At 42.3% G+C, this 23566-nt stretch carries 24 protein-coding genes and 1 pseudogene; 11 read left to right on the plus strand and 14 right to left on the minus strand.

Translation table 11 applies throughout. The annotated features are described in order from the left end of the window. The first annotated feature begins 1 nt into the window (after position 1). From ACP7BU_RS01595 to ACP7BU_RS01620, 6 genes are all read left to right on the plus strand, one after another. The gene (locus tag ACP7BU_RS01595; protein WP_425878095.1) at positions 2–1162 is read left to right on the plus strand and encodes an ATP-binding protein; all 1161 of its coding nucleotides are present in this window, start codon (positions 2–4) and stop codon (positions 1160–1162) included. Further along, entirely contained in the window at positions 1159–2286 is a 1128-nt protein-coding gene (locus tag ACP7BU_RS01600) for a hypothetical protein (protein ID WP_425878093.1), read from the plus strand. The genes ACP7BU_RS01595 and ACP7BU_RS01600 overlap by 4 nt, the downstream gene beginning before the upstream one ends. A gap of 130 nt (positions 2287–2416) precedes the next feature. After that, positions 2417–2659 carry a hypothetical protein gene (locus ACP7BU_RS01605; protein ID WP_086044593.1) on the plus strand — a complete coding sequence of 81 codons (243 nt, stop codon included), beginning with the start codon at positions 2417–2419 and terminating at the stop codon, positions 2657–2659. Next, positions 2659–2823: a hypothetical protein gene (locus tag ACP7BU_RS01610; protein WP_425878091.1), complete on the plus strand. Its 165-nt coding sequence runs from the start codon at positions 2659–2661 to the stop codon at positions 2821–2823. Before ACP7BU_RS01605 ends, ACP7BU_RS01610 begins: the two co-directional genes overlap by 1 nt. After that, entirely contained in the window at positions 2816–2980 is a 165-nt protein-coding gene (locus ACP7BU_RS01615) for a hypothetical protein (RefSeq protein ID WP_425878089.1), read from the plus strand. The genes ACP7BU_RS01610 and ACP7BU_RS01615 overlap by 8 nt, the downstream gene beginning before the upstream one ends. Continuing rightward, positions 2980–3264, plus strand: coding sequence for a pyocin activator PrtN family protein (locus tag ACP7BU_RS01620; RefSeq protein ID WP_074382946.1), 285 nt, complete (start codon positions 2980–2982; stop codon positions 3262–3264). The genes ACP7BU_RS01615 and ACP7BU_RS01620 overlap by 1 nt, the downstream gene beginning before the upstream one ends. A 113-nt stretch (positions 3265–3377) precedes the next feature. On the opposite strand, the pseudogene ACP7BU_RS01625 reads toward ACP7BU_RS01620, so the two are convergent. Further along, positions 3378–3443: pseudogene (locus ACP7BU_RS01625) on the minus strand (hypothetical protein); the annotation flags it as partial. A gap of 80 nt (positions 3444–3523) precedes the next feature. On the opposite strand from ACP7BU_RS01625, the gene ACP7BU_RS01630 reads away from it, so the two are divergent. Next, entirely contained in the window at positions 3524–4732 is a 1209-nt protein-coding gene (locus ACP7BU_RS01630) for a DUF1615 family protein (protein ID WP_004646653.1), read from the plus strand. After that, positions 4699–5352, plus strand: coding sequence for an HAD-IB family hydrolase (locus ACP7BU_RS01635; protein ID WP_004729896.1), 654 nt, complete (start codon positions 4699–4701; stop codon positions 5350–5352). Before ACP7BU_RS01630 ends, ACP7BU_RS01635 begins: the two co-directional genes overlap by 34 nt. 193 nt (positions 5353–5545) lie before the next feature. Here the strand turns inward: ACP7BU_RS01635 and ACP7BU_RS01640 are convergent, their stop codons facing one another. Further along, positions 5546–6640 (minus strand): fatty acid desaturase family protein, encoded by a 1095-nt coding sequence (locus ACP7BU_RS01640; RefSeq protein WP_425878087.1) that lies wholly within the window; start codon positions 6638–6640, stop codon positions 5546–5548. Between the two features lie 14 nt (positions 6641–6654). After that, positions 6655–7719, minus strand: a complete 1065-nt coding sequence (locus tag ACP7BU_RS01645; RefSeq protein ID WP_191113006.1) for a flavin reductase family protein — start codon at positions 7717–7719, stop codon at positions 6655–6657. A 152-nt stretch (positions 7720–7871) separates the two neighbouring features. On the opposite strand from ACP7BU_RS01645, the gene fabR reads away from it, so the two are divergent. After that, positions 7872–8552, plus strand: coding sequence for an HTH-type transcriptional repressor FabR (gene fabR, locus ACP7BU_RS01650; RefSeq protein WP_004729898.1), 681 nt, complete (start codon positions 7872–7874; stop codon positions 8550–8552). Between the two features lie 62 nt (positions 8553–8614). Here the strand turns inward: fabR and ACP7BU_RS01655 are convergent, their stop codons facing one another. The 10 genes from ACP7BU_RS01655 to ACP7BU_RS01700 all read right to left on the minus strand — a co-directional run bounded on the left by ACP7BU_RS01655 (position 8615) and on the right by ACP7BU_RS01700 (position 19480). After that, complete coding sequence (locus ACP7BU_RS01655) at positions 8615–9415, minus strand: alpha/beta fold hydrolase (protein WP_425878084.1); 801 nt, start codon at positions 9413–9415, stop codon at positions 8615–8617. Positions 9416–9551: 136 nt separating this feature from the next. After that, a complete protein-coding gene (locus ACP7BU_RS01660; RefSeq protein ID WP_004646645.1) occupies positions 9552–9818 on the minus strand; it encodes a PAAR domain-containing protein in 267 nt (88 codons plus the stop codon). A gap of 145 nt (positions 9819–9963) precedes the next feature. Then, on the minus strand, positions 9964–12801 hold the full coding sequence (gene rapA, locus ACP7BU_RS01665) for an RNA polymerase-associated protein RapA (protein WP_034438179.1): 2838 nt from the start codon (positions 12799–12801) through the stop codon (positions 9964–9966). Positions 12802–12944: 143 nt separating this feature from the next. Then, on the minus strand, positions 12945–13589 hold the full coding sequence (locus tag ACP7BU_RS01670) for an RluA family pseudouridine synthase (RefSeq protein ID WP_247144212.1): 645 nt from the start codon (positions 13587–13589) through the stop codon (positions 12945–12947). Between the two features lie 133 nt (positions 13590–13722). Next, a complete protein-coding gene (locus tag ACP7BU_RS01675; protein WP_253158957.1) occupies positions 13723–14430 on the minus strand; it encodes a phosphopantetheine-binding protein in 708 nt (235 codons plus the stop codon). Positions 14431–14668: 238 nt separating this feature from the next. Next, entirely contained in the window at positions 14669–15499 is an 831-nt protein-coding gene (locus ACP7BU_RS01680) for a hypothetical protein (RefSeq protein ID WP_253158959.1), read from the minus strand. Between the two features lie 291 nt (positions 15500–15790). Continuing rightward, positions 15791–16207 carry a GlcG/HbpS family heme-binding protein gene (locus tag ACP7BU_RS01685; protein ID WP_425878080.1) on the minus strand — a complete coding sequence of 139 codons (417 nt, stop codon included), beginning with the start codon at positions 16205–16207 and terminating at the stop codon, positions 15791–15793. 148 nt (positions 16208–16355) lie between these two features. Then, the gene (hemL, locus tag ACP7BU_RS01690; RefSeq protein WP_253158961.1) at positions 16356–17657 is read right to left on the minus strand and encodes a glutamate-1-semialdehyde 2,1-aminomutase; all 1302 of its coding nucleotides are present in this window, start codon (positions 17655–17657) and stop codon (positions 16356–16358) included. Between the two features lie 38 nt (positions 17658–17695). Next, on the minus strand, positions 17696–18316 hold the full coding sequence (gene thiE, locus ACP7BU_RS01695; RefSeq protein ID WP_005107266.1) for a thiamine phosphate synthase: 621 nt from the start codon (positions 18314–18316) through the stop codon (positions 17696–17698). Between the two features lie 780 nt (positions 18317–19096). Further along, the gene (locus tag ACP7BU_RS01700; RefSeq protein WP_044109647.1) at positions 19097–19480 is read right to left on the minus strand and encodes a DUF962 domain-containing protein; all 384 of its coding nucleotides are present in this window, start codon (positions 19478–19480) and stop codon (positions 19097–19099) included. Between the two features lie 329 nt (positions 19481–19809). Here ACP7BU_RS01700 and ACP7BU_RS01705 point away from each other — a divergent pair, with 329 nt between their 5' ends. Then, a complete protein-coding gene (locus ACP7BU_RS01705) occupies positions 19810–21267 on the plus strand; it encodes a CYTH domain-containing protein (protein WP_425878077.1) in 1458 nt (485 codons plus the stop codon). Between the two features lie 140 nt (positions 21268–21407). Next, a complete protein-coding gene (locus ACP7BU_RS01710; RefSeq protein ID WP_425878075.1) occupies positions 21408–22862 on the plus strand; it encodes a CHAD domain-containing protein in 1455 nt (484 codons plus the stop codon). Positions 22863–22884: 22 nt separating this feature from the next. On the opposite strand, the gene ACP7BU_RS01715 is transcribed toward ACP7BU_RS01710, so the two are convergent. After that, positions 22885–23517 carry a hypothetical protein gene (locus ACP7BU_RS01715; RefSeq protein WP_004280010.1) on the minus strand — a complete coding sequence of 211 codons (633 nt, stop codon included), beginning with the start codon at positions 23515–23517 and terminating at the stop codon, positions 22885–22887. Positions 23518–23566 lie beyond the last annotated feature (49 nt).

Genomic DNA, 23566 nt, shown 5'->3' on the forward strand with positions numbered 1-23566 from the left:
GATGGCTATTCAAGTATTTACACCGGAAAACACCCTGCTTGTAGAAAGCATTAAGTGCTACCTGTATACCGATCCTGGTATGGGTAAAAGTACCATTGCACATACTGCAGAAAAGCCTTTAATTTTTGACTTTGATAAAGGTCAGCATCGTGTATCTGCTGAGCTGCGTCGTGGCGCAATTGTTCGTATTGATAGCTGGCTTGACCTTGAAAATCTTAAAGATGACTTCTATGCACCCTATAAAACTATCGTTTCAGATACTGTAGGTGCAATGCTGGATGCAATTAAAGATCATCTTTCCAAGAATAGTGACAACCTGCAACGTGATAAATCACTGACATTAAAGGCGCAGGGTCTAGCTGGAAACCTATTTATGAAAATGGTTCGTAAGTGGGAAAACCTAGGTAAAGATATTGTTTTTATTGCTCATGCTGTAGAGCAGGAAGCTGGTAAGAATAAGATCAAAATTGTGCGTCCAGATCTGGCTGGCAAAAATAGTGCGATGCTTTATCGCATGTCAGACATTATGGGCTATTTACACGCTTCTACCGATGAGAATGGGGATGATCTCCGTACGATCTATTTCAACCCATCTGAGTCACACCATGGCAAAAACTCAGGTCGCTTAGGTCGAATACATACAAATGGAAATGGTGTAGAAGTTTGCTCTGGCCAAGTTACTGTTCCAGATTTGGCTCATTCCCCTACTTTCCTTGCAGATCTGCTTAAACAAGCCAAGGACCACATCAACACTCTTACCCCAGTACAAGCCGAAGAGTTAAAGAACATCACTGACCTTAATCACTGTAAACAAGTCTGTGAAGAAGCCAGTCATGCCGGTGATCTAAATCAGCTTACTGAGTCACTTATGCCTGAGCATAAGTATGTAAAAGAGATGTGGTATGCAATTCAGATCCGCGCCAAAGAAATGCAATGTACCTACGATAAAGAGAAAAAGCGCTGGTTCAATCCACCTCAATTCAAAGGTATTTCTGATGAGCAGCTGGCCGATCTACAGGACTTTATCGATACCTGTGGTCTTGATGCGAAAACAGTATGTGAACATTTAGGGCTTGATGCTCTCAACCAGATAGAGGCTTCCAAATTTGAAGCTGTAAAAAATGACATAGAACAATTAGCGAAGGGAGCAATGACACCATGAAAACTTTAAATGGAAAAGAAGCTTTTGAAGCAATGATGGCTGGCCGAAATATCATGTGTCGTGCAGCTGGTGAGTTAATGGATTTTGATGACCTGTCTCAATTCCCGGCTACGATTTTCGCTATGCCAGGCTATGAGTTCTGCATCAAGGTTGAAACAATGGAGCTGGCTGGTATTACGTTTACAAAGCCTTTAACGCTTGATGACGTGGTGGAAGATCAGGAAATCTTCTTGGTTTACCCTAGCCACATTGCACACACTCAATTCACTTCATTGTCTGGAAAGTATGTTGAATGTGTACGTTATGGTTTCGCCCAGGCAGATCAGGAAAATGCTGAATTGCAACTTCAGGCAATTGGTAAACTTCTTGGGCGAGATATTCCTTACCCTTTGACGCTAGAAAGTCATTACAAGCCTGAAAAGAAGCGTCGCAGCCGAAAAGCCAAGGAAGATACCGACCAGGTAAATACTCCAGCTGGTCCAGGTAATACCTTACCAAATATTGGGGAGCATCATGAGCCAGAGGTAGTTCAGCCTGTTGAGGTTGTACCAGAAGCATCTTCTGTTCCCACTGAAGTTTCATTAGAGAAAGCTGAAGAAGATGCGATTGAGACTGATCCCGTAAAGCTTGTTGAGAAGTTCACAGCACAAATTGACCAGTTTACCAATGCTGAGGACGTTCTTTCATTCCGTCACGTATTTCTGGCCAATGGACACTTAGATCAAAAAGATCAACAGCACTTGTGCAAACTGACTGAAGACAAACTTCTTGAGCTGGATCCTGAACAATACACGCCTAAGGCTGAACCTGAACCAATCGCAGAAGAAGTCATTGAAGTCGCGCAACCAAGTTTGATTGATCAAATTGAAAATGCCGCACGCAAACAAGCATCAGTAGAAAGTGCTGAGCATGGTAGTGCCTCTATCGATCTGTTCTACAAAAAGAAGAAGCAGGTTTTGATCAATCGAATCTATGACATGGATTCAGTTGAAACTTTAGAACGATTAGCACCAGCGATACCTGCAGCTAAATTACTTCCAGCTGATCATCAGGAGCTACTTAGCCTGTATGCACAGCGCAAAGATGCCTTGATCCAAGCTGCTGAAACTGGGGAGGCTTCATGAGTTATTCCTACTCTTCTATGACCCGAGTGCTGCTTGTGCAGTACAAGGGTCGGGTTAGAACTTACCGCAACATCAACCTATTCGGTATTGATGATTGCCTTCGAAATTTTGCGAACACCTGGGGGTACAGATGATCTTCAGAATTAAAAAGAAGCATGAAGTTGGTTTCAAGCTGTGGCTAGAAAAATTGGGTTATACCAAAAATGAACTTGCGGATGGCAGCTCGACATTTAGCGGCAAAGGCACACGCAAGACACTGAGTTACGTGCTCTTAAAGAAAGATTTAACAGGTAATGCGGCATGTCAGGTGCTATTCGATGAATATGAAGAACACCTGGATAACCCTGATTATTTAGATGTGAAGGTGGCGTGATGAAAAGTACTAATCAAGTAGTTGAACCAACTCCATTTGATGATGCGCAATGGCTCTGGTGCGCTGACTGGTGCAAGAAAAAAGGTTTAAGCCCATACGATGCAGTGAATTGGGCGAATGCAAAAGCAGAATATTTGAAGGCTCAAGGAGGAAACAGTGACTGATATTCAAAAACCATGTGAGCACTGTGAAGACAGCGATATCGATCAGCAAGTAAATGTTATGGATCAATTTATTGAAAGCGGTGAATTTGATAAAACTCTAAATGATTTTTTCAGGTTACCGGAATCAGTAAAACAAAGTTTGAAGGAGATTTCATAATGGGAGCAGCTATGAAAATTGATGATCCGGTTGATATCAGTTTTATGTTACTCATGAAGTATCGTAAACCTGTAATCAAACTTGAAGAGCTCTTGCCTGATTACTTGCCTCATCTTACAATTGAGCAGGCAAATAAGCGCGCAAATAAATGCACTCTTCCATTTCCAGCATTCAAATCTGATGGACGTAACTCACCTTTTTATGTTCATCTAAGTGATGTAGCATTCTGGCTTGAAGCAATACAAAAAGAGTCTAAGAAAGACTGGGTAGCAATGAACCATTGATTGCTAAATTATTGATTAATTGCCGCATGGTTGCACCTATTTTGCACCTTGCACCATGTGGCTATTCAGTAAGATACTAATAAATAATAATTTTTATAATGTATATGTGATTAATCTATCCCACCTGCCATGGGAGCGACAATCAAATTGTTTGACAGTTGATATGGACCAATATACATATAAATTCATCACTTTTTTGATGGGCATAGTATACTGCATCTGCCTTATTCGCTCATCTTTTCAATTAATTTACGACACCATGAATAAAACTTTCGCTTCTTGTTTTTCTTTTAAGTCATTGTCTGTACTTGTACTTTCTCTGGGTCTTGCCGGTTGTGGCAATGGTTCATGGTGGTCAAAAGATGATGAACCGACACTTGAAGTTGAACATATTCGCAAAGCTATTCCAAACCGTGTCAACCAACGTGAGTCTTGGGCACAAGATATTTATGACATTACCGAACAGCTCGGCATTCCTCAGACCAAGGAAAATGTTTGTACGATTGTGGCAGTGGTTGATCAGGAATCTAACTTTGTTGCAGATCCTACTGTTCCGGGTTTGGGTGAAAAGGCGGTTAAGGAAGTTCAAGGCCGTCTGGATGAAAAATTCAAAGATAAGCTTGGTCAAGCAATTGGTGGCACAGTTGCAGGATATTTCCAGGAAGTTCTCAAGAACCATCCGAGTCCTGAAGACAACTACTTAAGCCAGATGCGCCGGGTCAAAACGGAACGTGAACTCGACGAATTATATCGTGAAATATTTGACTATATGTCGAAGCACTATCATGTTAGTGCCCTGACTGGTGCTGCCAAACTGGTCGGCCAGAATATTGGCGAGAAAATGAATCCAATTACCACTTTGGGTTCAATGCAGGTACATATCAGCTATGCGAAAGAACATAAACGCCAAGGCGGCAATATCGCGGAGTTGCGTACCGATCTCTACAGTCAATATGGCGGTCTGTATTATGGGATTCATCGCCTGATGATGTATCCGGCAGATTATGACAAGCCGATTTACCGTTTTGCGGACTATAATTCCGGTATGTATTCCAGTCGAAATGCTGCTTTCCAGAGCATGTTGAATGATTTAACTGAGGCCGAACTCGATCTGGATGGCGATTTATTACTCTACACCAAAGATGGCGCGATCCGTTCGCAGAAGAGTCAATCTGAGCGTGAGTTAATCAGTGTTTTTGCCAAAAATAATTTTATTATTACTGAACGTCAAATCCGAGCTGATTTAAAGAAAGAAAAAGACAAAGACTTTGAAGATACGATGACTTATCGTGGTGTCAGCAAGCTCTATCAGGAAAAAACCGGTAAAGACCCTATTTATGCGATCATGCCTGAAGTGGTTATTTCCGGACCAAAATTAAGTCGTGATTATAATACCAACTGGTTTGCTACCCGCGTCGATGGTCGATATCAAACATGCATGCGCAAAATCAAAAATCTAAAACTCTAGCCTTATTTGATTTTGATGGAACCCTGTATCTACATGATAGCTTTACCGGGTTCATTTTCCATGCCTTAAGAAAACGGCATATTGTGAAACGCGGCATGCAAATTTTGCCATGGATACAGGCCTATTATTTAAATTTCTATCCGGCACACCGCATGCGACCCAAATTGTATGCCAGCATGTTTAAAAACAGTGATGCAGAGGAAATTCTGCAATTAGCTCAGGATTATGCACAACAACTAATATTCAAGTTGAATCCGAAATTATTAGAACAACTTAAACAGCATCAACAATTAGGACATGAAGTCGTGCTGGTATCAGCCTCATTGGATTTGTATCTTAAACCGGTGTGCAGTTATTTAAATATCGATTTAATCTGTAGCGAAGTTGAAATCAAAGCTGGGAAATTGACAGGGTTTTATCAAACTCCTGACTGTAGTAACACACAAAAGAAAATTAGAATTCTAGAAAAATATAATCTGGATAATTATGCTGAAATTTATGCTTATGGGAATAGCAAGGAAGATATAGAAATGCTCAGTCTGGCGCAGCAAAGCTATTTTGAGGGTCAAGATCAACAGCTTCCAAAAATTAATATTTCAGCTCATTCGATGCCATATTAGTCCTTTCCATTCTATCGGGTTAACCTACTAAACACCTTTAGACAACGCTATAAATGGCAGATTAACTTTTTTACTTTATGCCTTGAAATCATCTTAAATAGCTTCGTAATCAGGATTTTTACTTCCTGAAGTATTCGCCTCCTAGCTAAAAAAACCACTTCATTTGAAGTGGTTTTTTTAGCTTTAAGAAAAATTATTTCTTAAACGGAAATGCATATTTCACAATACGTTTGATCACACTACCGTATTGTTTTACCAAGCTGGCATTGTTATAGTTCAAACCATATTTTTCACAAACAGCCTGAACTTTCGGTGCCATTTGACGATAGCGACGTGCAGGTACATCAGGATACAAATGATGTTCAATCTGATGACTTAAATGACCCGTCAAGATATGAAACGCTTCAGAACCAGTCAGGTTGGATGAACCACGGATCTGACGCATATACCAGTGACCACGACTTTCATTTTGCAGCACCGATTTCGGGAATACTTCCACATCTTTGGTAAAGTGACCACAGAAAATAATACTAAAGGTCCAGATATTACGCAGACCATTGGCCACCATATTGCCAGTCAAAACCGGTAAAGCCGCAGGACCTGCGATGAGTGGAAAGAATACATAATCTTTAAACAGCTGTTTACCGATTTTGCTCTGCATTGGACGCCATTCTTCTTTGGTCTGCTCTTTGCTTTTGCGACCTTTGAAGTATTTACCCAATTCAAGATTCTGAATCGCAACGCCCCACTGGAACAATAAACAGAATGGCACTGCATAAATCGGTTGCAATAAATAACCCGGTTTCCAGCGCTGTTCCGGGAACAAGCGTAATAGACCATAACCGATATCATCATCCATACCCTTAATATTGGTATAAGTATGATGCTTAAAGTTATGGGTTTGACGCCAGTTGTCTGAAGTCCCTACAATATCCCATTCATAAGTCTGACCATTGAGTTTAGGATCATTCATCCAGTCATATTGACCATGCATGACATTATGACCCAGTTCCATATTTTCCATAATTTTGGCAAAGCCTAACAGGCCTGTACCCAATAACCATGCTGGCGGGAACCATCCTGCAAATAACAAGGCACGACCGGCAATCGATGAATAACGAATCGTTGAATAGACACGACGGATATATTTAGCGTCTTTTTCACCCAGGTCATCTAGCATTTCTTGCTTAATCGCATCGAGTTCACGTGCAAGTTCATCAAGTTCAAACTGGGTTAATTCACGGTTTTTAGGATTTTTAAAATACTGTAATTTTACTGGCATATTCATAGGATAAAACTCGCTTATAAGTCGATGACAAGGTCAGTCTGCGCTGAGTTAATACAAATTTTGAGCAGGTTACCGGGTTCGGTATTTTGCGCACCGTTGACCAAATTCTTGGTCGAACCTTCTACTTTATTGCAGGCACATTTATTACAAATGCCCATACGGCAACCATGGGTCGGTTTAATATTTTGCTGTTCCAGACTCACCAGAATGGACTGGCCTTTTGGAATGCTGACAATTTTTTTCGACTGGGTCAGGGTGACATTAATAAAGCCGGTATCCGATTGATCCGCCAAGCTCATGCTAAATGCTTCACCTTTAAACTGTTTTGCCTGAGCAAAAAGCTGTTCTGCTTTAGATACAAAACCTGAAGGGCCACAGCAATATACGATGCTATTTTCCAGATTTTGCAGATCGGTCAGATAGGTTTCATCAAGACGTGCAGCAGCTGGCTGTTCTTGAGTGGCATACACATGAAATGAGAAATTTGCATGTTTTTGAGCAAGTTCTTCAAACCGTGCTTTAAATGCGGCATCCTGATCTTTTTTAACCCAGTACCAGAGAGTAACCGGTGCAGATAGTTCACCTTTTTTGCTCAAGCTTTCCAGCATACTGAGCATTGGGGTAATACCACTCCCTGCTGCAAGCAAGATCAATGGACTCGTCTGCACAGGCAAGGTCATATCACCATAAGGCTGACCAAATTCGATCACATCACCTACTTGTGCCTGTTCTGCCAACCAGGTACTGACTTTACCGGCATTGACTTTTTTCACGGTCAATAAAACATGTTGCGCATCTACACGGGTCAAACTATAGCTACGTTCATAACGGATGCCGTTTACCACCACATAGACCGGATGATGCTGCCCTGCTTCACCAAACTTAAATAAGCGATTCACTTGAATTTTCAGACTCAGCATATCCTGTGCTGCATTTTCTATATGCACGATCTTGCCTAATGGCTGATTCAACGACCATACAGGATTGAGTTTCTGAATCCAGAAATTAATTGCATGCTGATCAACTACACTATCAGACAGTGCATTCAATGGCATTTTAAGTTTTTGCAGTACATGCATCGTTTGTGACATCACCTTGGGTTTTTAATTATTATACACATGTATATATATTTGTATATACAACCGTATTGTTTCTAATCATTTCACAAGCTTGACTGGCTCGGTTATAATAAAATGATTCATGCATGAACCTATCGATGAACGAGCCTTCAATGAAAATAAGCAGTGACGCATCTTTATTACAATCGAAAAGCATTGATGAGCCGATTATCGTACGGAGTGTCGGTCGCAAGGCCACCATTACCAAGGAAGAACTGTTTCAGGCTGCGTTGAATCTGATTGGGCCACAAAAAAGTATTTCCTCTTTAAGTCTACGTGAAGTCGCGCGTGAAGCTGGTATTGCACCGAACAGCTTCTATCGTCATTTTAAAGATATTGATGAACTGGCCATTGAGCTGATTGATCGTGCCGGAATTGTATTGCGTCAGATTTTGCATGAAGCACGTCTGCAAGCTTCTCGCCAGAACAGCATCATCCGCAGTTCTGTAGAAGTCTTTATTGCCCAACTGGATGCCGATGAAGGCAATCTGAGCCTGTTATTACGTGAAGGCTATACTGGCTCCAAGTCTTATAAACAGGCGGTAGAACGCCAGTTAAATTATTTTCAGCAAGAACTTCAGGATGATTTGATTCGTCTAGAACGCCTAAACAACAAGAAGTTATTTCATCCGGATATTGCCGCCAAAGCCATTACCCAACTGGTCTTCAACATGGGCGCCAATGTGATTGATATGCCTGCCGAAGACCGTAAAGAAATTGCCGAACAGACCATGATCATGATTCGGATGATTCTGGAAGGTGCGCGTCATCTGGAAGATTCCCAGCTGCGCTAATTTTCCGATTTGCATGAAGTAATATAAAAAGAGACGTAATCAACGTCTCTTTTTTATGATGATTACAAAAGTACAAGTTGAGCTTTAACCGCCTTTGCACTGGCCTCCGGATACTCAAGCGGGAACATATGCCCGCCCTCAACCACAGAATAATTAATCCGATAAATCTTGTGCATCCCTTGTGGCAAACCCTGCTGATAAAACTGGCTTTGCTCTGCAGTCATCAGATGCATCGGCACTTCAGGCGGTCGGCGTGGTGTTCTCCACCACCAGGCTGGCACAGTCCGGAAGATTTCCGCTTCTATCTGTTTTGGAATAGTTAACGTCACCCCACCACGTTCAGGTTCTGGCTGAATGCCGCTCTCGATATAATCAGCAAAACACTGCTCATCGAAATTTTTAAATAAGCGGTTAAACCGGAGTGCTTCAATTGCGACCTGTTTCGATGGCCAATAATCTTTGCGTTTTAGCGTAATTCCTGCGGGTGTATAACGATCGACACTTTTTAGATTCAGCTTTTTGATCAGTTCAAACATGGCGCTGTTTTTTCCAATCACAAACGGTGGATCCATAATGATCAGCTTGGAAAACAGTTCGGGACGTCGATACGCCGCCATAAGGGTCACCAGACCACCAAAGGAATGCCCTAAACCAATCACCTGTTGCTGAGGAAACTGCTGCTCGATATCTGCAATGACTTCATCGACCAGATAGCGCCAGTCTCGCGTAATTGGATATTGTGGGTTCATGCCGATAAATGGAATCGCTTTGACCTCATAATCTTGCTGAAAACAATGCAAAAACTTTTGATAAGTTGCCGAAGGGATACCATTGGCATGAGTAAAATGTAGGGCTTGCTTCACTATTTTTTAAACGCAGTGCGTATTCATCCTGAAATCGTAAGATGAGCTTACCGCTTTAAAGATTTATTCGGCAGCGCAAAAATGCTCAAAGCATGACCTCAAAGTCATTTCTCTGTATTCCTTCAGAATTTAAAGTCTATTTCTGCGATACAGTCAAATGTTGCATCGGTAGAAAAGTCGCGCCGCAACTGGCCTTATCCCCCGCGATGACCACTGCCCGTCCTTTGACAGTAATAGACAAATTGCTGGAAATTGCGGTGACCATAGTCTGACATTTGGGACAATAATGCTTCATACCATTTAAATGCACGGCAATACCATTGATCAAAAAAGAGAGTTCGCATTCAGTCACCATGCCGCCATGACTGGTCTTTGTGCCAAGGGTAATCAGTGCTTTTGACATACTTTGTCATTCTTATTATTCAGTAGCCTAATTTTAAACAGGAGGAAAATAACAGACCAGCATTCTCCGACCAAAAAAATAATAAACCCGGATTTTGCCCATAAAAAAAGCAGCCCGAAAGCTGCATTTTTTAATGATTTAAAGCTTAAGGCTTGACCACGACCATCACCTGAATTGCTTCCGGTGTTACCGATAGACCATCCAGCAGGCTTAAACCTTCTTTCTGCAACTTTTGTAAACGTGCAATTTCATCTTCACGGATACTTGGATTGAACTGTTTCAGATAGGTCAGGCGATCAATTTCATATTGCCATTTATTGCCATACACTTCTTTGGCTTGCTGCTTGAAGCCAGGCAATGCACTGCGTGCCAGTTCAAGCGCTTGCTGATAACGTGCTTCAATCACATCACGACGTGCTTTCACCACCTGACGGCAACTATTGCCATCTAAATGATGCAAGTACGGTTTCAGGATTTCTGGTGCAATCTTTTGTGATAGATCCTGACCTTTTTCACTGAGCAAGACACGAATCAACTGTTGCGGCAAGCTAGACGGCAAGTTCAATGCTTTCGGAGCCACCACATCGACCTTGAACCATACTTCAAGTAATACCGAACCCTGTGGCAGTGCTGCAGATTTTAGTACCGCAACGTTAGTGCTACCAAAGCCTTGCGTATTGATCATTTCCATCACACTTTCAGTGAATGGATGTTCCAGTGTCAGGTATTGCGCATCTTCACGGATTTGTGCCTGATCACGATAGAAAGTCGCTGTAATCCCTTCTTCATCCAACGTCAAACCTTGAACCTGCATTTGATCGGTTGGCTTGATGATCACTGTACCGTTACTTTGCTCGTCAAAGTCGATATTCGTAGACGCCATAAAGCGCTTCATGAAAATCGGCAAAGTGGTATTGTCATCATAGTCTTCAAGCGCGTTGACAATTTCCTGTGCCACCACCGGACGGCAAGAGTTGTACTCAAGCAAACGGTCTCGACCTTCCTGCAATTCAGCTTCCAGCGCTTCACGTTGCACGCTAACTTCTTCCAGCAGGTCTTCAAACTCTTGACCTTTGTCTGCCAATAGACAGTCTTTCAAGCGAACAATAAAGTTTTCTTGCAAGGTTTGTGCAGTTGGAGAAATATTGCTGAAGATATTCAGCGCTTCGTTATACCAGCGGAACATACGTTCTTGTGCAGTTCCCACCAGATAAGGCACATGAATCTGAATACGGTTTTCCTGACCGATACGATCCAAACGACCAATACGCTGTTCCAACACGTCCGGGTTCGCAGGTAAATCGAACAGAATCAGGTCAGAGGCAAACTGGAAGTTACGACCTTCAGAACCGATTTCCGAACAAAGCAGAATCTGTGCGCCATACGAATCTTCAGCAAAATATGCTGCAGCCTGGTCACGTTCTAATAAGCTCATGCCTTCATGGAACATTGCGGTACGAATACCGGCATGCAAACGCAGTACATTTTCCAGCGCTTCAACCACTGGCCCGCTACGCGCAATCAGTAAGACTTTCTTGTGTTTTAAATCGGTACGCAAACGCTCCATCAGCCACATCACGCGTGGATCGGCTTCCATCCACGAGCCGTCTAGCTGAGCTTCTTCAGGCCACATTTGCTCACGTAATTTGCCGTCTTTAGACCAGTGTTCTGGTGCCGGTAATGGTGCGGGCTGACAGTCACGTCCCGGGAAGCCCTGAATTGCTTCACGCGTATTGCGGAACAGAATACGGCCTGTACCATGACGGTCTAAAAGTTCGTGAATCGCACGGAAACGCTGTTCAGGATGATCTTCAATCGGATGTCCTAACAAGGCTTCAATCGCAGTGAAATGCTCAGCTTCTAGCGGCAGATCTGACATCAGCACTTCTGCAATTTTAGCCGTATGCTGATATTGCGCTTCTTCATCGAGGAAACGATCCAGCGAGTTAAAACGTTGCGGATCAAGCAAACGTAGGCGTGCAAAGTGACTTTCCACACCGAGCTGTTCAGGTGTCGCCGTCAATAACAACACGCCCGGCGTATGTTCAGCCAGTTCTTCGACCAGATCATAACGGTCATTACCGCCATCTTCTTCACTCCACATCAAATGATGTGCTTCATCGACCACCAGCAAGTCGAAACCGGCTTCTAGTGCCTGTTCACGCAAATCTTCATGGTCGACCATCAAATCGACAGAGGCAATAATTTTTTGTTCGGTCAAGAACGGGTTTTGTTCAGGATCATGTTCTTTGATCGATGCAGTACGGGTCAAGTCAAACAGCGAGAACTCAAGATTGAAACGACGGCGCATCTCAATCATCCACTGATATTGCAGCGAATCCGGTACTAAAATCAGAATACGTTCAGAACGGCCGGTTTTCAGCTGTTGATGGATAATCAGACCAGCTTCGATGGTTTTGCCCAGACCTACTTCATCCGCCAGTAACACACGCGGTGCAAAACGCTGACCGACTTCATGAGCAATATACAATTGATGTGGAATCAGGCCTACACGTGAACCCACTAGACCACGCAGTGGACTGCTTTGCATGTTGGCCTGCATTAGCAACGCTTCAATACGCAGGTCATACCATTCTTTATAATCAACCTGACTGGCCAATAAACGGTCTAAAGGCTTAGACAATTGGATGGTTGCACCAATACGGGTTTCATTCAGCGATTTACGTTCTTCAGTTCCATCTTCCAAGGTACGAACGACGTGATAACGTACCACGCCATTGCGGTCTTCAACGGATTCTACAATCCACTTGGTCCCTTCCTGATCCTGTAATTCATCTTTCACATTAAATACGATACGAGATAAGGGTGCATTGCTGCGTGCATAGACGCGGGTTTCATCGCTTTTCGGGAATAAAATGCTGACCGACCGCTCATCAACATCAATAAGAACGCCTAAACCGAGTTCTGTTTCAGTATCTGATAACCAACGTTGACCAATAGCAAATTGCTGCAATTTTTCCACCTTTATCTTAAGTACAAGATTATGAATATTAGGCTCAATCACGAAACGTCATTGGAGCAAAATTCCACACCTTCAAGCAATGTATTTTGACATAAAGCCCACTAAAAAGTGAGCATAATTCACGCCGATTAAAGAAGTATTTCCTAGAACGGCGCCGGACAATAAAATTCGACTAACTGCTCTGTTTGAGGATGATAAAAACTCAAACGTTCCGCGTGTAAACATAAACGCGAGCTGAGCTGTTGCTGTTCGGATGTCGCATATAAGGTATCGCCAATAATCGGATGTCCGAGATATTGCATATGCACCCGTAGCTGATGTGAACGGCCGGTAATTGGGATCAGTTTCACCCGGGTCACAGGCTGTCCCTGAATATTAAAATGTTCAATCGCCTGCCAATGCGTGATGGCCGGCTTATGATGTGTGGGATCTGCGATATGTAAAGGCGGACGGCTTGGATCATACACCACTGGCACTTCAATAGTGCCTTCACCTTCGAGTGTACCTGCAACCACAGCCTGATAGGTTTTATCAGTCTGGCGTTCCTGAAACTGGCGGGAAATGGTTTTTTGTCCCCATTTGCTCAGACCAAAGGCCAAAATACCGGATGTATCGCGATCCAGTCGATGAATCAGTAAAGTTTTGGGTTCTAATTTGACCAGACGGTTGATCAGGCAATCTTGTAAGTCTTCTGTTTTACCGGGAACTGTGAGTAAACCTGCAGGTTTGTGGATGACCATGAAATCGTCATCACGATGTATCAGATGTTCGGTTAGAAAATTACTCAAAGTTCAATCCCAGGCTGATCGTGAAAAACAAGGCGGCAATGATAGAAAGCTTAGCCAATAATTACAATGCGCATTTATGTAAATGACGATGAAATTTCCGATTTAGCGCATAAAATTGCTCAATCGCAGTGCATCAACCTGAGGATTTTAAAATGAAGCTTGCCAATTCGTGCAAAGACGGATGTTTTAGCACATCTTCATAACGGATATTGGCACCATGTGCACGCCATATACTGACTAGACTCACCACCGCTACCGAATCCAGACCATAATTTTTTAAGTCGACATAGGGATTAATTTCCAAAGCATCCATATCCAGCTGTTCTGCGACAGCCAACATAATGCCTTTGGCCGACAATACATATTCGGAAGATGCGCTTAAATCCCATAAGCGGGTCAGGCTATAGGTATTTAAGTGATGTATCCCCTGTGCCGAAATATTTTCAATCCACTGAATATGCTGATCTTGATTTGATAATAAAATTGCATCATCGACCACACCGATTTGATCCGTCACACTCATCAGATGCGGCAAAATCTGTTTCAGCATCGGTGTAACCTGCCCGGCAAAAATCAGCTGCGGATGCGTTGAGGCATATTCTCCCAATTGCTGCATGCCTTGCATCAAATCATCACCGTACAAATCAACAATCGGAATATCCAGCGCTTTGGCTTTATTGGTTAGTTGAATCAAATTCACCATGAGTCCACTCTCTTGTATGCCCTGTTGCATACGCAAGTTTTGCAATCCAACTAAAACCAAAACAGATTGTGTTGAGGACAGCTGCCATTTAGCTTGGGATGGAGCAAGTTGGATTTTTTTGGGCATAGAGTACAGCATGGGAGGCTCTTATAAATACAAAATAGCATGATGATTCATGCTATTTTAGTTTAGCATTATTTGAAAAACACTTTGATTTCACAGATGATTATTGTTCTAATTTCGTATAATCGCCATTATATTAAATATGCCTAGAGTTGATTAACGCGACTATCCTAAAAATAGGGTGATTTAGCCAAATAAGGACTAAATGCTAAAACTAAAATAAGCAAAAGAGGAGTATCTGAGGCACTAAAAATCACTCTGCCCAATGAGTCCACTCAAAAATTTTCTTCGGGTCATCAATTTCATAAATTCGCCACTTCTTATCTAAAAAACCTAATGGAAAAACCTCATTCGATATATCGTTTTGAATAAAGTGGTTAAGAATATAAATGCTTGAATTAAGAATATCTAATACGTTATTTGATAACATTTTTTTTGTATTTTCAATGCTATTTTTCTTTTTTGAATGAATAATTTCATTTCTAAGGGTTTCTAATTCTTTAAACATTGACCAATACTTGATTTGCTTAGGTGATTCACAGTTCAAAATATTTGGAATAATTTCAGTGAGTTTTTCTGAAGTTGGTATCCATTTTTCAATTTGAGAAATTTCATAGACTTCTTGAATACCTTTTGAGTTTGTTTTTTTATAAACGAAGTCATTAGGGATTGTGGCGTTGCAAAATGCTTCAACTGCTTTATAAGAAAAAACAGATGCTATTTGTATTTGTTCAATATAGTCATAAAATAACGAGACATTTTCACTATAAAAATCTTTATTCTTTTCCATATCTTTTTTAAGTTTTTCTAGTAGATTTTCAGCTTCATCTCTAGCTTTAGTAAATATATTCAATGATAGTCCGATCTCATTAGGAAGCGATAAATTGATCTCTTTATTATCAATTTTTAAATCTAACATTCTCTGTAAAAAAACCAATTGATCGTTTTTTTTAACATTATAAATTAAGGGTTTTGAGCACCTAATATCTGGAATTTTGTAAGAGCCGAAACCTGTCTCAGATTTAGAGTAGCTGTTCACAACATGAACACATACCATTTGTAAATTTACTAAAGCTACGTTCATAAAAATTCCTTCAAAATCATTTTTTTTATAGTTATAGATAAGAATTGAGCGAGTGTCTACGAGCGATGACTGCTTCTGTCGCATTTGAAAATTAAGTTTTCCTAAAATTAATATAATACATGTTATATGAAATCCTCTGTAAATTTCATTTTAAAACAAACTCTTATATTGGTGTAAAAAGCCCAATCATTAGCGATTGGGCTTTTTAGCTGACATTTCACATTCCACGCTTCATTTTGGAACATCTTTGGATGATTTTATTAAATTGAGCTGATCAATTTCTATTTTAGATTAGCTTTGCTGCGCCAAAAACTTCTCAATCGCTACCTGTGCAATCTCCGCATCTTCAAACGACTTCACACCCGACACACCCATCGCACCGACGAGCTGCCCTTCATACATAATCGGCTCACCACCTTCCAGCATTCCTGAGAAACTTTCCATGGTCAAAAAACCCATCTGTCCGCCTTTGATAATATCTTCAAACAGTTTAGATGGATGGCGACTCATGGCAGAACATTTGGCTTTTTCGACGGCCAGATTTGCAGTCATTGGGGCTGCACCATCCATACGCTTCATCGTAAGCAAATTACCTGTTTCATCTACTACAGCAATACTGACATTAAAACTGTTCTGAATGGCATATTGATGGGCTTGATCTAATAAAAATTCAGCATCACTTAAAGTCAAATAATGTTTGGTTTGCATGAATAAATATCCCTAATTTTAAATGTAATTTTCCCTAAGCCTGAGCCCTATATGGCGCAAGAATACAGTAAGAAGTCTTTAAATTTTCATTTCTATTCGATAGATGAAAGCCCTCTCCTTTAAGGAGAGGGTTTGGGAGAGGTATAAATTACGCTTTCATCTCAGCAAAAGTTTCTTTTGCAGCCTGAATAGTGAAAGCAATATCTTCATCAGAATGCGCAGCTGAAATAAATCCTGCTTCAAAAGCAGATGGCGCAAGGTTCACGCCACGATTTAACATGCCATGGAAGAATTTACGGAAAGCATCGACATCACACTTCAACATCGAATCGAAGCTCGTGATGTCTTCCTGATCGGTAAAGTACAGACCAAACATGCCACCGACCTGTTGTGTCTTGAATGGAATGCCTGCTTCATCCGCAGCAGCTTGTAAGCCAACCAGCAGTTTCTCAAGTTGTGCAGACAATTTCTCATAGAAACCTTCAGCACGGAGATGTTTGAACATCTCGATACCGGCACGCATTGCCAATGGGTTACCTGATAGCGTACCTGCTTGATACACTTTACCCAATGGCGCGATGCATTCCATCACTTCACGTTTACCACCGAAAGCACCCACTGGTAAGCCTGCACCGATGATTTTACCTAAAGTGGTTAAATCCGGAGTAACGCCATAATGTGCTTGCGCACCGCCAAGACCGACACGGAAACCGGTCATTACTTCATCAATGATAAACACTGAACCATGCTCATCACAGACATCACGAATCGCTTGCAGGAAACCATCAATCGGTTTCACAAGGTTCATGTTGCCTGCGACTGGCTCAACAATCACGCCGGCAATTTCTGAACCGAATTTGGCAAAGCATTCTTTTAAAGTCGCGATGTCGTTATATGGAAGTGTCAGCGTATGTTTTGCAAAATCCGCTGGCACGCCTGCCGACGTCGCTTCCCCTTCACCACTGGTCAATAAACCTGAACCGGCTTTTACCAATAATGAATCCGAATGACCGTGATAACAGCCTTCAAATTTTACAATCTTGTCACGGCCAGTATAACCACGCGCTAAACGAATCGCGGTCATGGTCGCTTCTGTACCTGAGTTGGTCATACGAACCAGCTCAATCGATGGCATGATCTCGCAGATAATGTCTGCCAGTGTGGTTTCATGAACTGTGGGCGCACCAAAGCTCAAACCGTCTACTGCGGCATCCTGAACCGCTTTAATAATCGCTGGATGCGCATGACCCAAAATCATCGGCCCCCATGAACCTACATAGTCCACATAACGTTTGCCATCGACATCATACAGATACGCACCTTGGGCTTTTTCGATAAAGACCGGCGTCCCACCGACACTATTAAATGCGCGTACAGGTGAATTGACGCCACCCGGGATATGTTTATTGGCTTGTTTGAACAATTGTTCTTGCTTTGGAGATAAGCTCATGAAGGCACTCGACTCAAAATTAAATCAATCAAAAAATTTTATGCTGTAGCTTGAAAAAGCGCAGACCATTCATCTAAACGTTCAGGAATGGCATTCATAGGAAGTCCCAATATATCACTAATCACCGCGCAATAATCCGCACCTGACTCAATGACATCCTTTGAATTTTCAACCGTTAAACCACCAATGGCACAGAGAGGCACGTTCAATTTTTCTTTGGCCAGTTTTAAGGTTTCAAGACCAATATTACCCGCTTCAGGTTTACTATCAGTCGCATAAATTGCTCCAAATGCCACATAATTCGCACCATCGGCAATGGCCTGTTTAGCCAGCTCAAGTGAGTTATTACAGCTACGGCCAATCAACACGCCTTTAGGCAAACGCGCAACAGCGTCGACAATCGAACCATCATCCTGGCCTAAATGCACACCCACGCCGTATTTAACCGCCATTTCCAGATCATCGTTAATCACGAAAGGTACGCCATATTCAGCACACATGGCTTTCATGTACTCGATTTCGTAAATTTGATCTTCTTTCGCCACTTTTTTACGGCGATATTGCAAGACCGCAACACCACCATTGGCCATTGCACCTTCCAACTTCGCTAATAAAAGCTCTAATGGATCATCATTGGTAATTAAATATAAACCGCGCATCTTGCTCGCCACTTGCTAGGATGGCTCTATTATAGGCATAACTCGGTTTAATTGCCGCCATCTTGCTGTTTCTAAGACTGGGCAGCAACAGATTTGCAGTTTTTTAGCGCAATTTGTCAATTAAATCTCAAATATCACCATTTTCAGGGATATACGGACTTTCAAATCTGCGTTTTAATCGCCTTATATCAATAATTATAACGTGTTAATGCTTACGCCCTCCGACAAACGCTTTTAGGATTTTGCAGATAACTTGGTGGAGAAGTTGCAAAATTCTAAGAGCGATTTTTTTGTCTTTTTTTCGCCTGGCTCAAGCGTACTCAAATTAATTAATATTAAAAATACCCATTTTCAGGGATAGCCCAATCGGCGCGAAGCGTCTTAAATAGCCTTAGACACAGAAAATAAACAGAAAAATAAATACCTGTGTTTGTAATACCCGATCCTTTCTGGTTTTGAGTCATTCGTTTGTGGGAAAACGTTTCAAAGCCAGAAAGGATCTTTTACTTTCAGCACAAATCCACATGAATTCTTCTATGAATATTTACACAATAGCATGAGCAAAATCTTGAACATTTATTGGTAGCAAACAGGCATAAAAAAAGCCCGGAGAAGGTCGCTCCAGGCTTGGAAAACTGATGTATTAATTAAAATATAATGGTTGATCAAAAAACCTAATCTGCAATACCATAATTATTAGAATAATAATTCTAGACTTGCAAGGCTTTTATCGAAATTTCATGCTTTAAGTGGGCACATTCCGATAAAAGTCATTCTGGCTTAACGGGAAATTTTATCGTATTTAAGGTCGATCAGACTGATATTACCACGCAGGACATCGGCAAACATGCGCCAGTCCGAGATAAAGCTATATACAGGCTGTTTGAAGCTGGCTGGTTTATTGCGCTCAAAGATAAAATGACCGACCCAGGCACAGGCATAGCCCGAGAGTAAACCATATGCAAAATATCGCGGCTTGCCTTGACGAATGGCTTTGGCAAAACAGTATAAACCGATGCTACTGCCGGCCACGTGCAGACGGCGGCTAATAATATGCCGATGCTCAGTCAAATAGAAGCGATAAAATTCATGATAGTTCTTAATCGGCATCTGGGGCTGAACCATCACCTCATTCTTACTTTCTGGTTGTACTTGTACATTCATCTGTCATCATCCTGACGTTTTTTGTTTTACCTTAGCGTATATTTTAGCCAAATAACAGCCTTTTGATGCGCGCTTCAATGCATCTTGCACATCCCCGTGAAGGCCTGAATCCGATCGTTTTAGCCTAAAATGAACCGATGAAATCTAAGTTTCAAACTTCTGTTTAAGCTTTTTATGCTCAGTCAAGTCTTACATGCATTTTTATTTTGGTTACAATCTGCTGCGCACAAATCTAAAAATATAATTGCGGCTGCTGTCCGCCTCATTTTAAAACCTTATTCAAGTGAAGATTCAGTACTTAATTGCACTGAACAGATAGGATGATCATCATGGTTGAAGTTGAACTCAAGTTCCAAATTCCTGTGGCACGACGCACTGCGCTGCTCAAGGCACTTGATCCGAAAAAGTCTCAACAGATCCAGCTTCAAGCCAAATATTATGATACTACCGACCGCCAACTGGCCCGGCATGGGGTGGCACTGCGTCAGCGTCTGGAAGGTACACGTTGGGTGCAAACGCTAAAAGCGGCCGGAAAAAGCCATATCGAACGCTTTGAACATAATCATGATCTAGGGAAATTAACCGCATCTCCTGAACTGGATTTAGATATTTATAAAAAATTTCCAGAAGCCGGGGCAATTCTCAGCAATGCGCTCGGCAATCAGTTCGACCAGCTCCAACTCCAGTTTGAAACCGATATTGCCCGTACGTTAAGAGTGATTGACTATGAAGATACCCAGATCGAAGTCAGCCTGGATATTGGGCATATCCGCACACATGATGCCGAGCAAGAAGTACATGAAGTCGAGTTCGAGCTTAAAAATGGTTCAATTCAACATCTACTGGCGTTTAGTTTTGAATGGGTCAAGAAATACCAGCTCTGGCTCGATGTACGCGGCAAGGCTGAAATAGGCAATCTATTGGCCACTTCACAGCGCGTCAGTCCTGCGACCCTTAGCAAAGAATTTCAGATCAGCAAAAAAGACAGCGCCAGTAAAACCATGTACAGTCTGATTGCACAGCAGATGCAGCATTTATTGCCGAATATCGCGGCGATTGCAGCTCAGGTTGCAGAGCAGGAACATATTGATCAGGCACGACTGGCACTGGATCACTTATATCTGACCTTGCTGCTCTTCAAAGACTGGCATCCACAGCTTTCGGACAAATGGGCACATCAACTGGCGGCCTTTAAGCAGCAATTTGAACATTTGCAACATTTACAGCATATGCAAAACAGCTTGGCCGGCTTCCTGCAAAATCCCACCACGGCAGAAAACCTGAGCAAAGATATTCTGTATGCGCAGGAGAAACTCGGTAATCTGGTCAAATCTACCCAGAATGTGCATCATTATCTGGAATTACTGATGTTCAGTTTGAATGAAAATGAGCATGCCTCGCTGGACTTGAAAACTGCTGCTCAAACTACCTTGCAACAGCAATATAAAGCTTTGCAGGAACAAATGAACCAGACCGATATCACTGATTTTGAAAGTCTGGATCAATTGTCGGGCCGGATTCAGGAGCTCAAATTCAGCTTTCCGATTTTAACCACGATCTATGATGTCAAAAATTTGCAGAAATACAGCAAAGCGCTGAACGATGCTCAACTGGCAGCCAGTGAATATCAAACTTTGGCCTCTTCTGCAGTTTATATTCAGCAGACCGAGCTGGAAGCAAGTGACTGGTTTGTGCTGGGCTGGCTGACCGCCAAGCAGGAAGTCTATGCGCAGAAACTGCTTGAAGCGACCGAACAGTTCTTGGTCAGTCGTAAATTCCTGAAATAAACATATTGAAATAAATATCACAAGAAAAACTCAAAGCACGCCTTCTCTGGCGTGCTTTTTTGTTGCAGAAGCACATCACACCCCTGCCGATCTTTGGGCTATATTAATCTATAAAACCCACATCGCGGAGGAATGACCCGATGGCAGAAATAGAACTCAAATTCCAGATTCCGCCACAGTCTCGTGTGCAATTTGAACAGGACATTCAGAAACTTCAGCCGACTCGGCATCGTCTGTGTGCACGCTACTTTGATACTGAAGCGCAACAATTACAACAACATCAGATTGCCCTGCGGCAACGTCTGGAAGACCAGCAATGGATTCAAACCCTGAAAGCAGCGACTGAACAACAATTTGAACGTTTTGAACTTGAGCATGAATTAAAAAGTCCTCCGGAACATTGTGATTTTCAGTTATATCGCAAACATAAACCGGCCAAAAAAATCCTGAAACAGGCGCTCGGTGATCTGGAGACACCACTCATCCTGCAATTTGAAACAGATGTCGTACGGTATGTCCTCACAGAAAGTCATCTGGACAGCCAGATTGAAATTGCCTTTGATGTCGGAGAAATTCGACACAATGATCAAGCCATCGATATTTATGAAGTCGAATTTGAGCTTAAATCCGGCCAGCTGAGTGAATTGATTGATTTCATTCAGCCCTGGGTTCAGCGTTATGCTTTGTGGCTGGATACACGGAGCAAATCGGAACGCGGTTATGCCTTATTACATGATGAAGAGAGTCTGCCAGTTCAGCATCAGCTTCCCTTAGTGCTTGAACAGAAAGATCAGATCAGTACGATTTTACAAAAAATTGTCGCCAACTGTCTGGCTCATCTTTTCCCAAATGCGACGGCGATTGCTGCCGAAAATTATAATAGTGATCATGTGCATCAGGCACGTGTTGCGATTCGGCGTTTGCGCAGTGCTTTTAAAATTTTCCAGTCCGTGACTGAACATGTACAGCCAGAATGGCCGGAACAGCTGCGGGATATTTTTCAGCAACTGGGTTCTACCCGAGATCGCGATGCCCTGGCAGAAAGCCTGATTCCACAACTGGAAAAAGCAGGTTCCCCCTTACTGAAATTACCCCCACACCGACAAAAACAGCCAGATATCAGTGTGCTGTTCAGAAGTCCTGCTACCGTAGAACTAATGCTGCAACTGTTCAGCTTTAGCCAAGAAAAAACGGATAACAAAGCCAAGTCTTCACATAAGATTTTGTGTAAAGGCCTGAGCAAGCTGCACCAGCAAATCTGTCAGGATGCCGAGAACTATCAAGAACTGGATATTGAATCCCGGCATCGGACACGCAAACGGGTCAAACGCTTACGCTATAACGTAGAATTCTTGCAAAGCCTGTTTCCTGAAAAAGAGGTTAAAGCCTATCTAAAAGCCTTAAAACCCTTGCAGGAAAGTCTCGGGCATTATAATGACCTATTTGTAGCAGACGAATTATTTAGACCTTATGTCAAACAACAGGCCAAGGCCTGGTTTGTGCTAGGCTGGATAAGTGCGGAACAGCAGCGTTTGTCGAACGAAGCAGCAGAGCGTTTACAGCAGTTTGCAGAAAATACCAAGCCCTTCTGGTAAGACCGGGCTTGGTCAAACTGTGCTAGCGATATTTGCCGAATACTTTCCAGGTATTATTGTCTGCCAGAGGATCGTTATAACTGTCGCTGCGTTGCTTGCGTGGCTTATCGCGTGCATCGACCAGTTCAAAATGTGGCTCAACACTCAGCACAATCCCATTCACATAAAAACGGGTGCGCGTATATTCGCTCTGGCCATGCTGAAACACATAAGTGCGTAAATCCACAAATTCACGGTGTGCCACCAAAGCTGCAGTATCGTCACTATCAAGCCACTGCCGCATGGCTGCAATCTGCTCGGGTTCGAACTGGCCGCATTTTTCGATCAGGCTGGCGACCCCACGAAAAGTTTTGGATTCCTTGGCGCGGGTTTTATTAATGCGAATCCGGTCAACATGAAAGTAAAATAGCGGCAAGTTTAAATGACTCGGCAGATGGATCGCATCCAAGATTTCATCTTCCATAAAAGGCTGAAACAGATCCTGTGCCCTTTCAATCAGCCCGAGCCACTGGCTATAGTATTCATCTACCTGTGACTGGCTGCCATAATAAATCGGCAAGCCTTCAACATTAGCTAGATTTGCCGGTGGCCAAATATTCTGGCGCAATAAGGCAATATCACTTTTTAGGCTTTGTACTGCAATCGCATCCTGCATGGCATTCACTTTTATATGCTTAGGCTATTTTTTAGATTAAGGCAAAGGT

It is taken from the genome of Acinetobacter sp. 40AMC3-4 (assembly GCF_049898185.1).
Lineage (GTDB): Bacteria > Pseudomonadota > Gammaproteobacteria > Pseudomonadales > Moraxellaceae > Acinetobacter.

What these genes read in the sequence shown, in the direction of transcription:
- ACP7BU_RS01645 (WP_191113006.1), bottom strand. Translation starts at nt 7,719, where the DNA reads ATGCATGTACTGCAAAAACTTAAAATGCCATTGAATGCACTGTCTGAT.
- ACP7BU_RS01680 (WP_253158959.1), bottom strand. Translation starts at nt 15,499, where the DNA reads ATGAACGTAGCTTTAGTAAATTTACAAATGGTATGTGTTCATGTTGTG.
- ACP7BU_RS01640 (WP_425878087.1), bottom strand. Translation starts at nt 6,640, where the DNA reads ATGAATATGCCAGTAAAATTACAGTATTTTAAAAATCCTAAAAACCGT.
- ACP7BU_RS01685 (WP_425878080.1), bottom strand. Translation starts at nt 16,207, where the DNA reads ATGCAAACCAAACATTATTTGACTTTAAGTGATGCTGAATTTTTATTA.
- ACP7BU_RS01705 (WP_425878077.1), top strand. Translation starts at nt 19,810, where the DNA reads ATGGTTGAAGTTGAACTCAAGTTCCAAATTCCTGTGGCACGACGCACT.
- ACP7BU_RS01660 (WP_004646645.1), bottom strand. Translation starts at nt 9,818, where the DNA reads ATGTCAAAAGCACTGATTACCCTTGGCACAAAGACCAGTCATGGCGGC.
- ACP7BU_RS01675 (WP_253158957.1), bottom strand. Translation starts at nt 14,430, where the DNA reads ATGCTGTACTCTATGCCCAAAAAAATCCAACTTGCTCCATCCCAAGCT.
- ACP7BU_RS01710 (WP_425878075.1), top strand. Translation starts at nt 21,408, where the DNA reads ATGGCAGAAATAGAACTCAAATTCCAGATTCCGCCACAGTCTCGTGTG.
- ACP7BU_RS01620 (WP_074382946.1), top strand. Translation starts at nt 2,980, where the DNA reads ATGGGAGCAGCTATGAAAATTGATGATCCGGTTGATATCAGTTTTATG.
- ACP7BU_RS01600 (WP_425878093.1), top strand. Translation starts at nt 1,159, where the DNA reads ATGAAAACTTTAAATGGAAAAGAAGCTTTTGAAGCAATGATGGCTGGC.
- ACP7BU_RS01610 (WP_425878091.1), top strand. Translation starts at nt 2,659, where the DNA reads ATGAAAAGTACTAATCAAGTAGTTGAACCAACTCCATTTGATGATGCG.
- fabR (WP_004729898.1), top strand. Translation starts at nt 7,872, where the DNA reads ATGAAAATAAGCAGTGACGCATCTTTATTACAATCGAAAAGCATTGAT.
- thiE (WP_005107266.1), bottom strand. Translation starts at nt 18,316, where the DNA reads ATGCGCGGTTTATATTTAATTACCAATGATGATCCATTAGAGCTTTTA.
- ACP7BU_RS01700 (WP_044109647.1), bottom strand. Translation starts at nt 19,480, where the DNA reads ATGAATGTACAAGTACAACCAGAAAGTAAGAATGAGGTGATGGTTCAG.
- hemL (WP_253158961.1), bottom strand. Translation starts at nt 17,657, where the DNA reads ATGAGCTTATCTCCAAAGCAAGAACAATTGTTCAAACAAGCCAATAAA.
- ACP7BU_RS01715 (WP_004280010.1), bottom strand. Translation starts at nt 23,517, where the DNA reads ATGCAGGATGCGATTGCAGTACAAAGCCTAAAAAGTGATATTGCCTTA.
- ACP7BU_RS01630 (WP_004646653.1), top strand. Translation starts at nt 3,524, where the DNA reads ATGAATAAAACTTTCGCTTCTTGTTTTTCTTTTAAGTCATTGTCTGTA.
- ACP7BU_RS01605 (WP_086044593.1), top strand. Translation starts at nt 2,417, where the DNA reads ATGATCTTCAGAATTAAAAAGAAGCATGAAGTTGGTTTCAAGCTGTGG.
- ACP7BU_RS01595 (WP_425878095.1), top strand. Translation starts at nt 2, where the DNA reads ATGGCTATTCAAGTATTTACACCGGAAAACACCCTGCTTGTAGAAAGC.
- ACP7BU_RS01635 (WP_004729896.1), top strand. Translation starts at nt 4,699, where the DNA reads ATGCATGCGCAAAATCAAAAATCTAAAACTCTAGCCTTATTTGATTTT.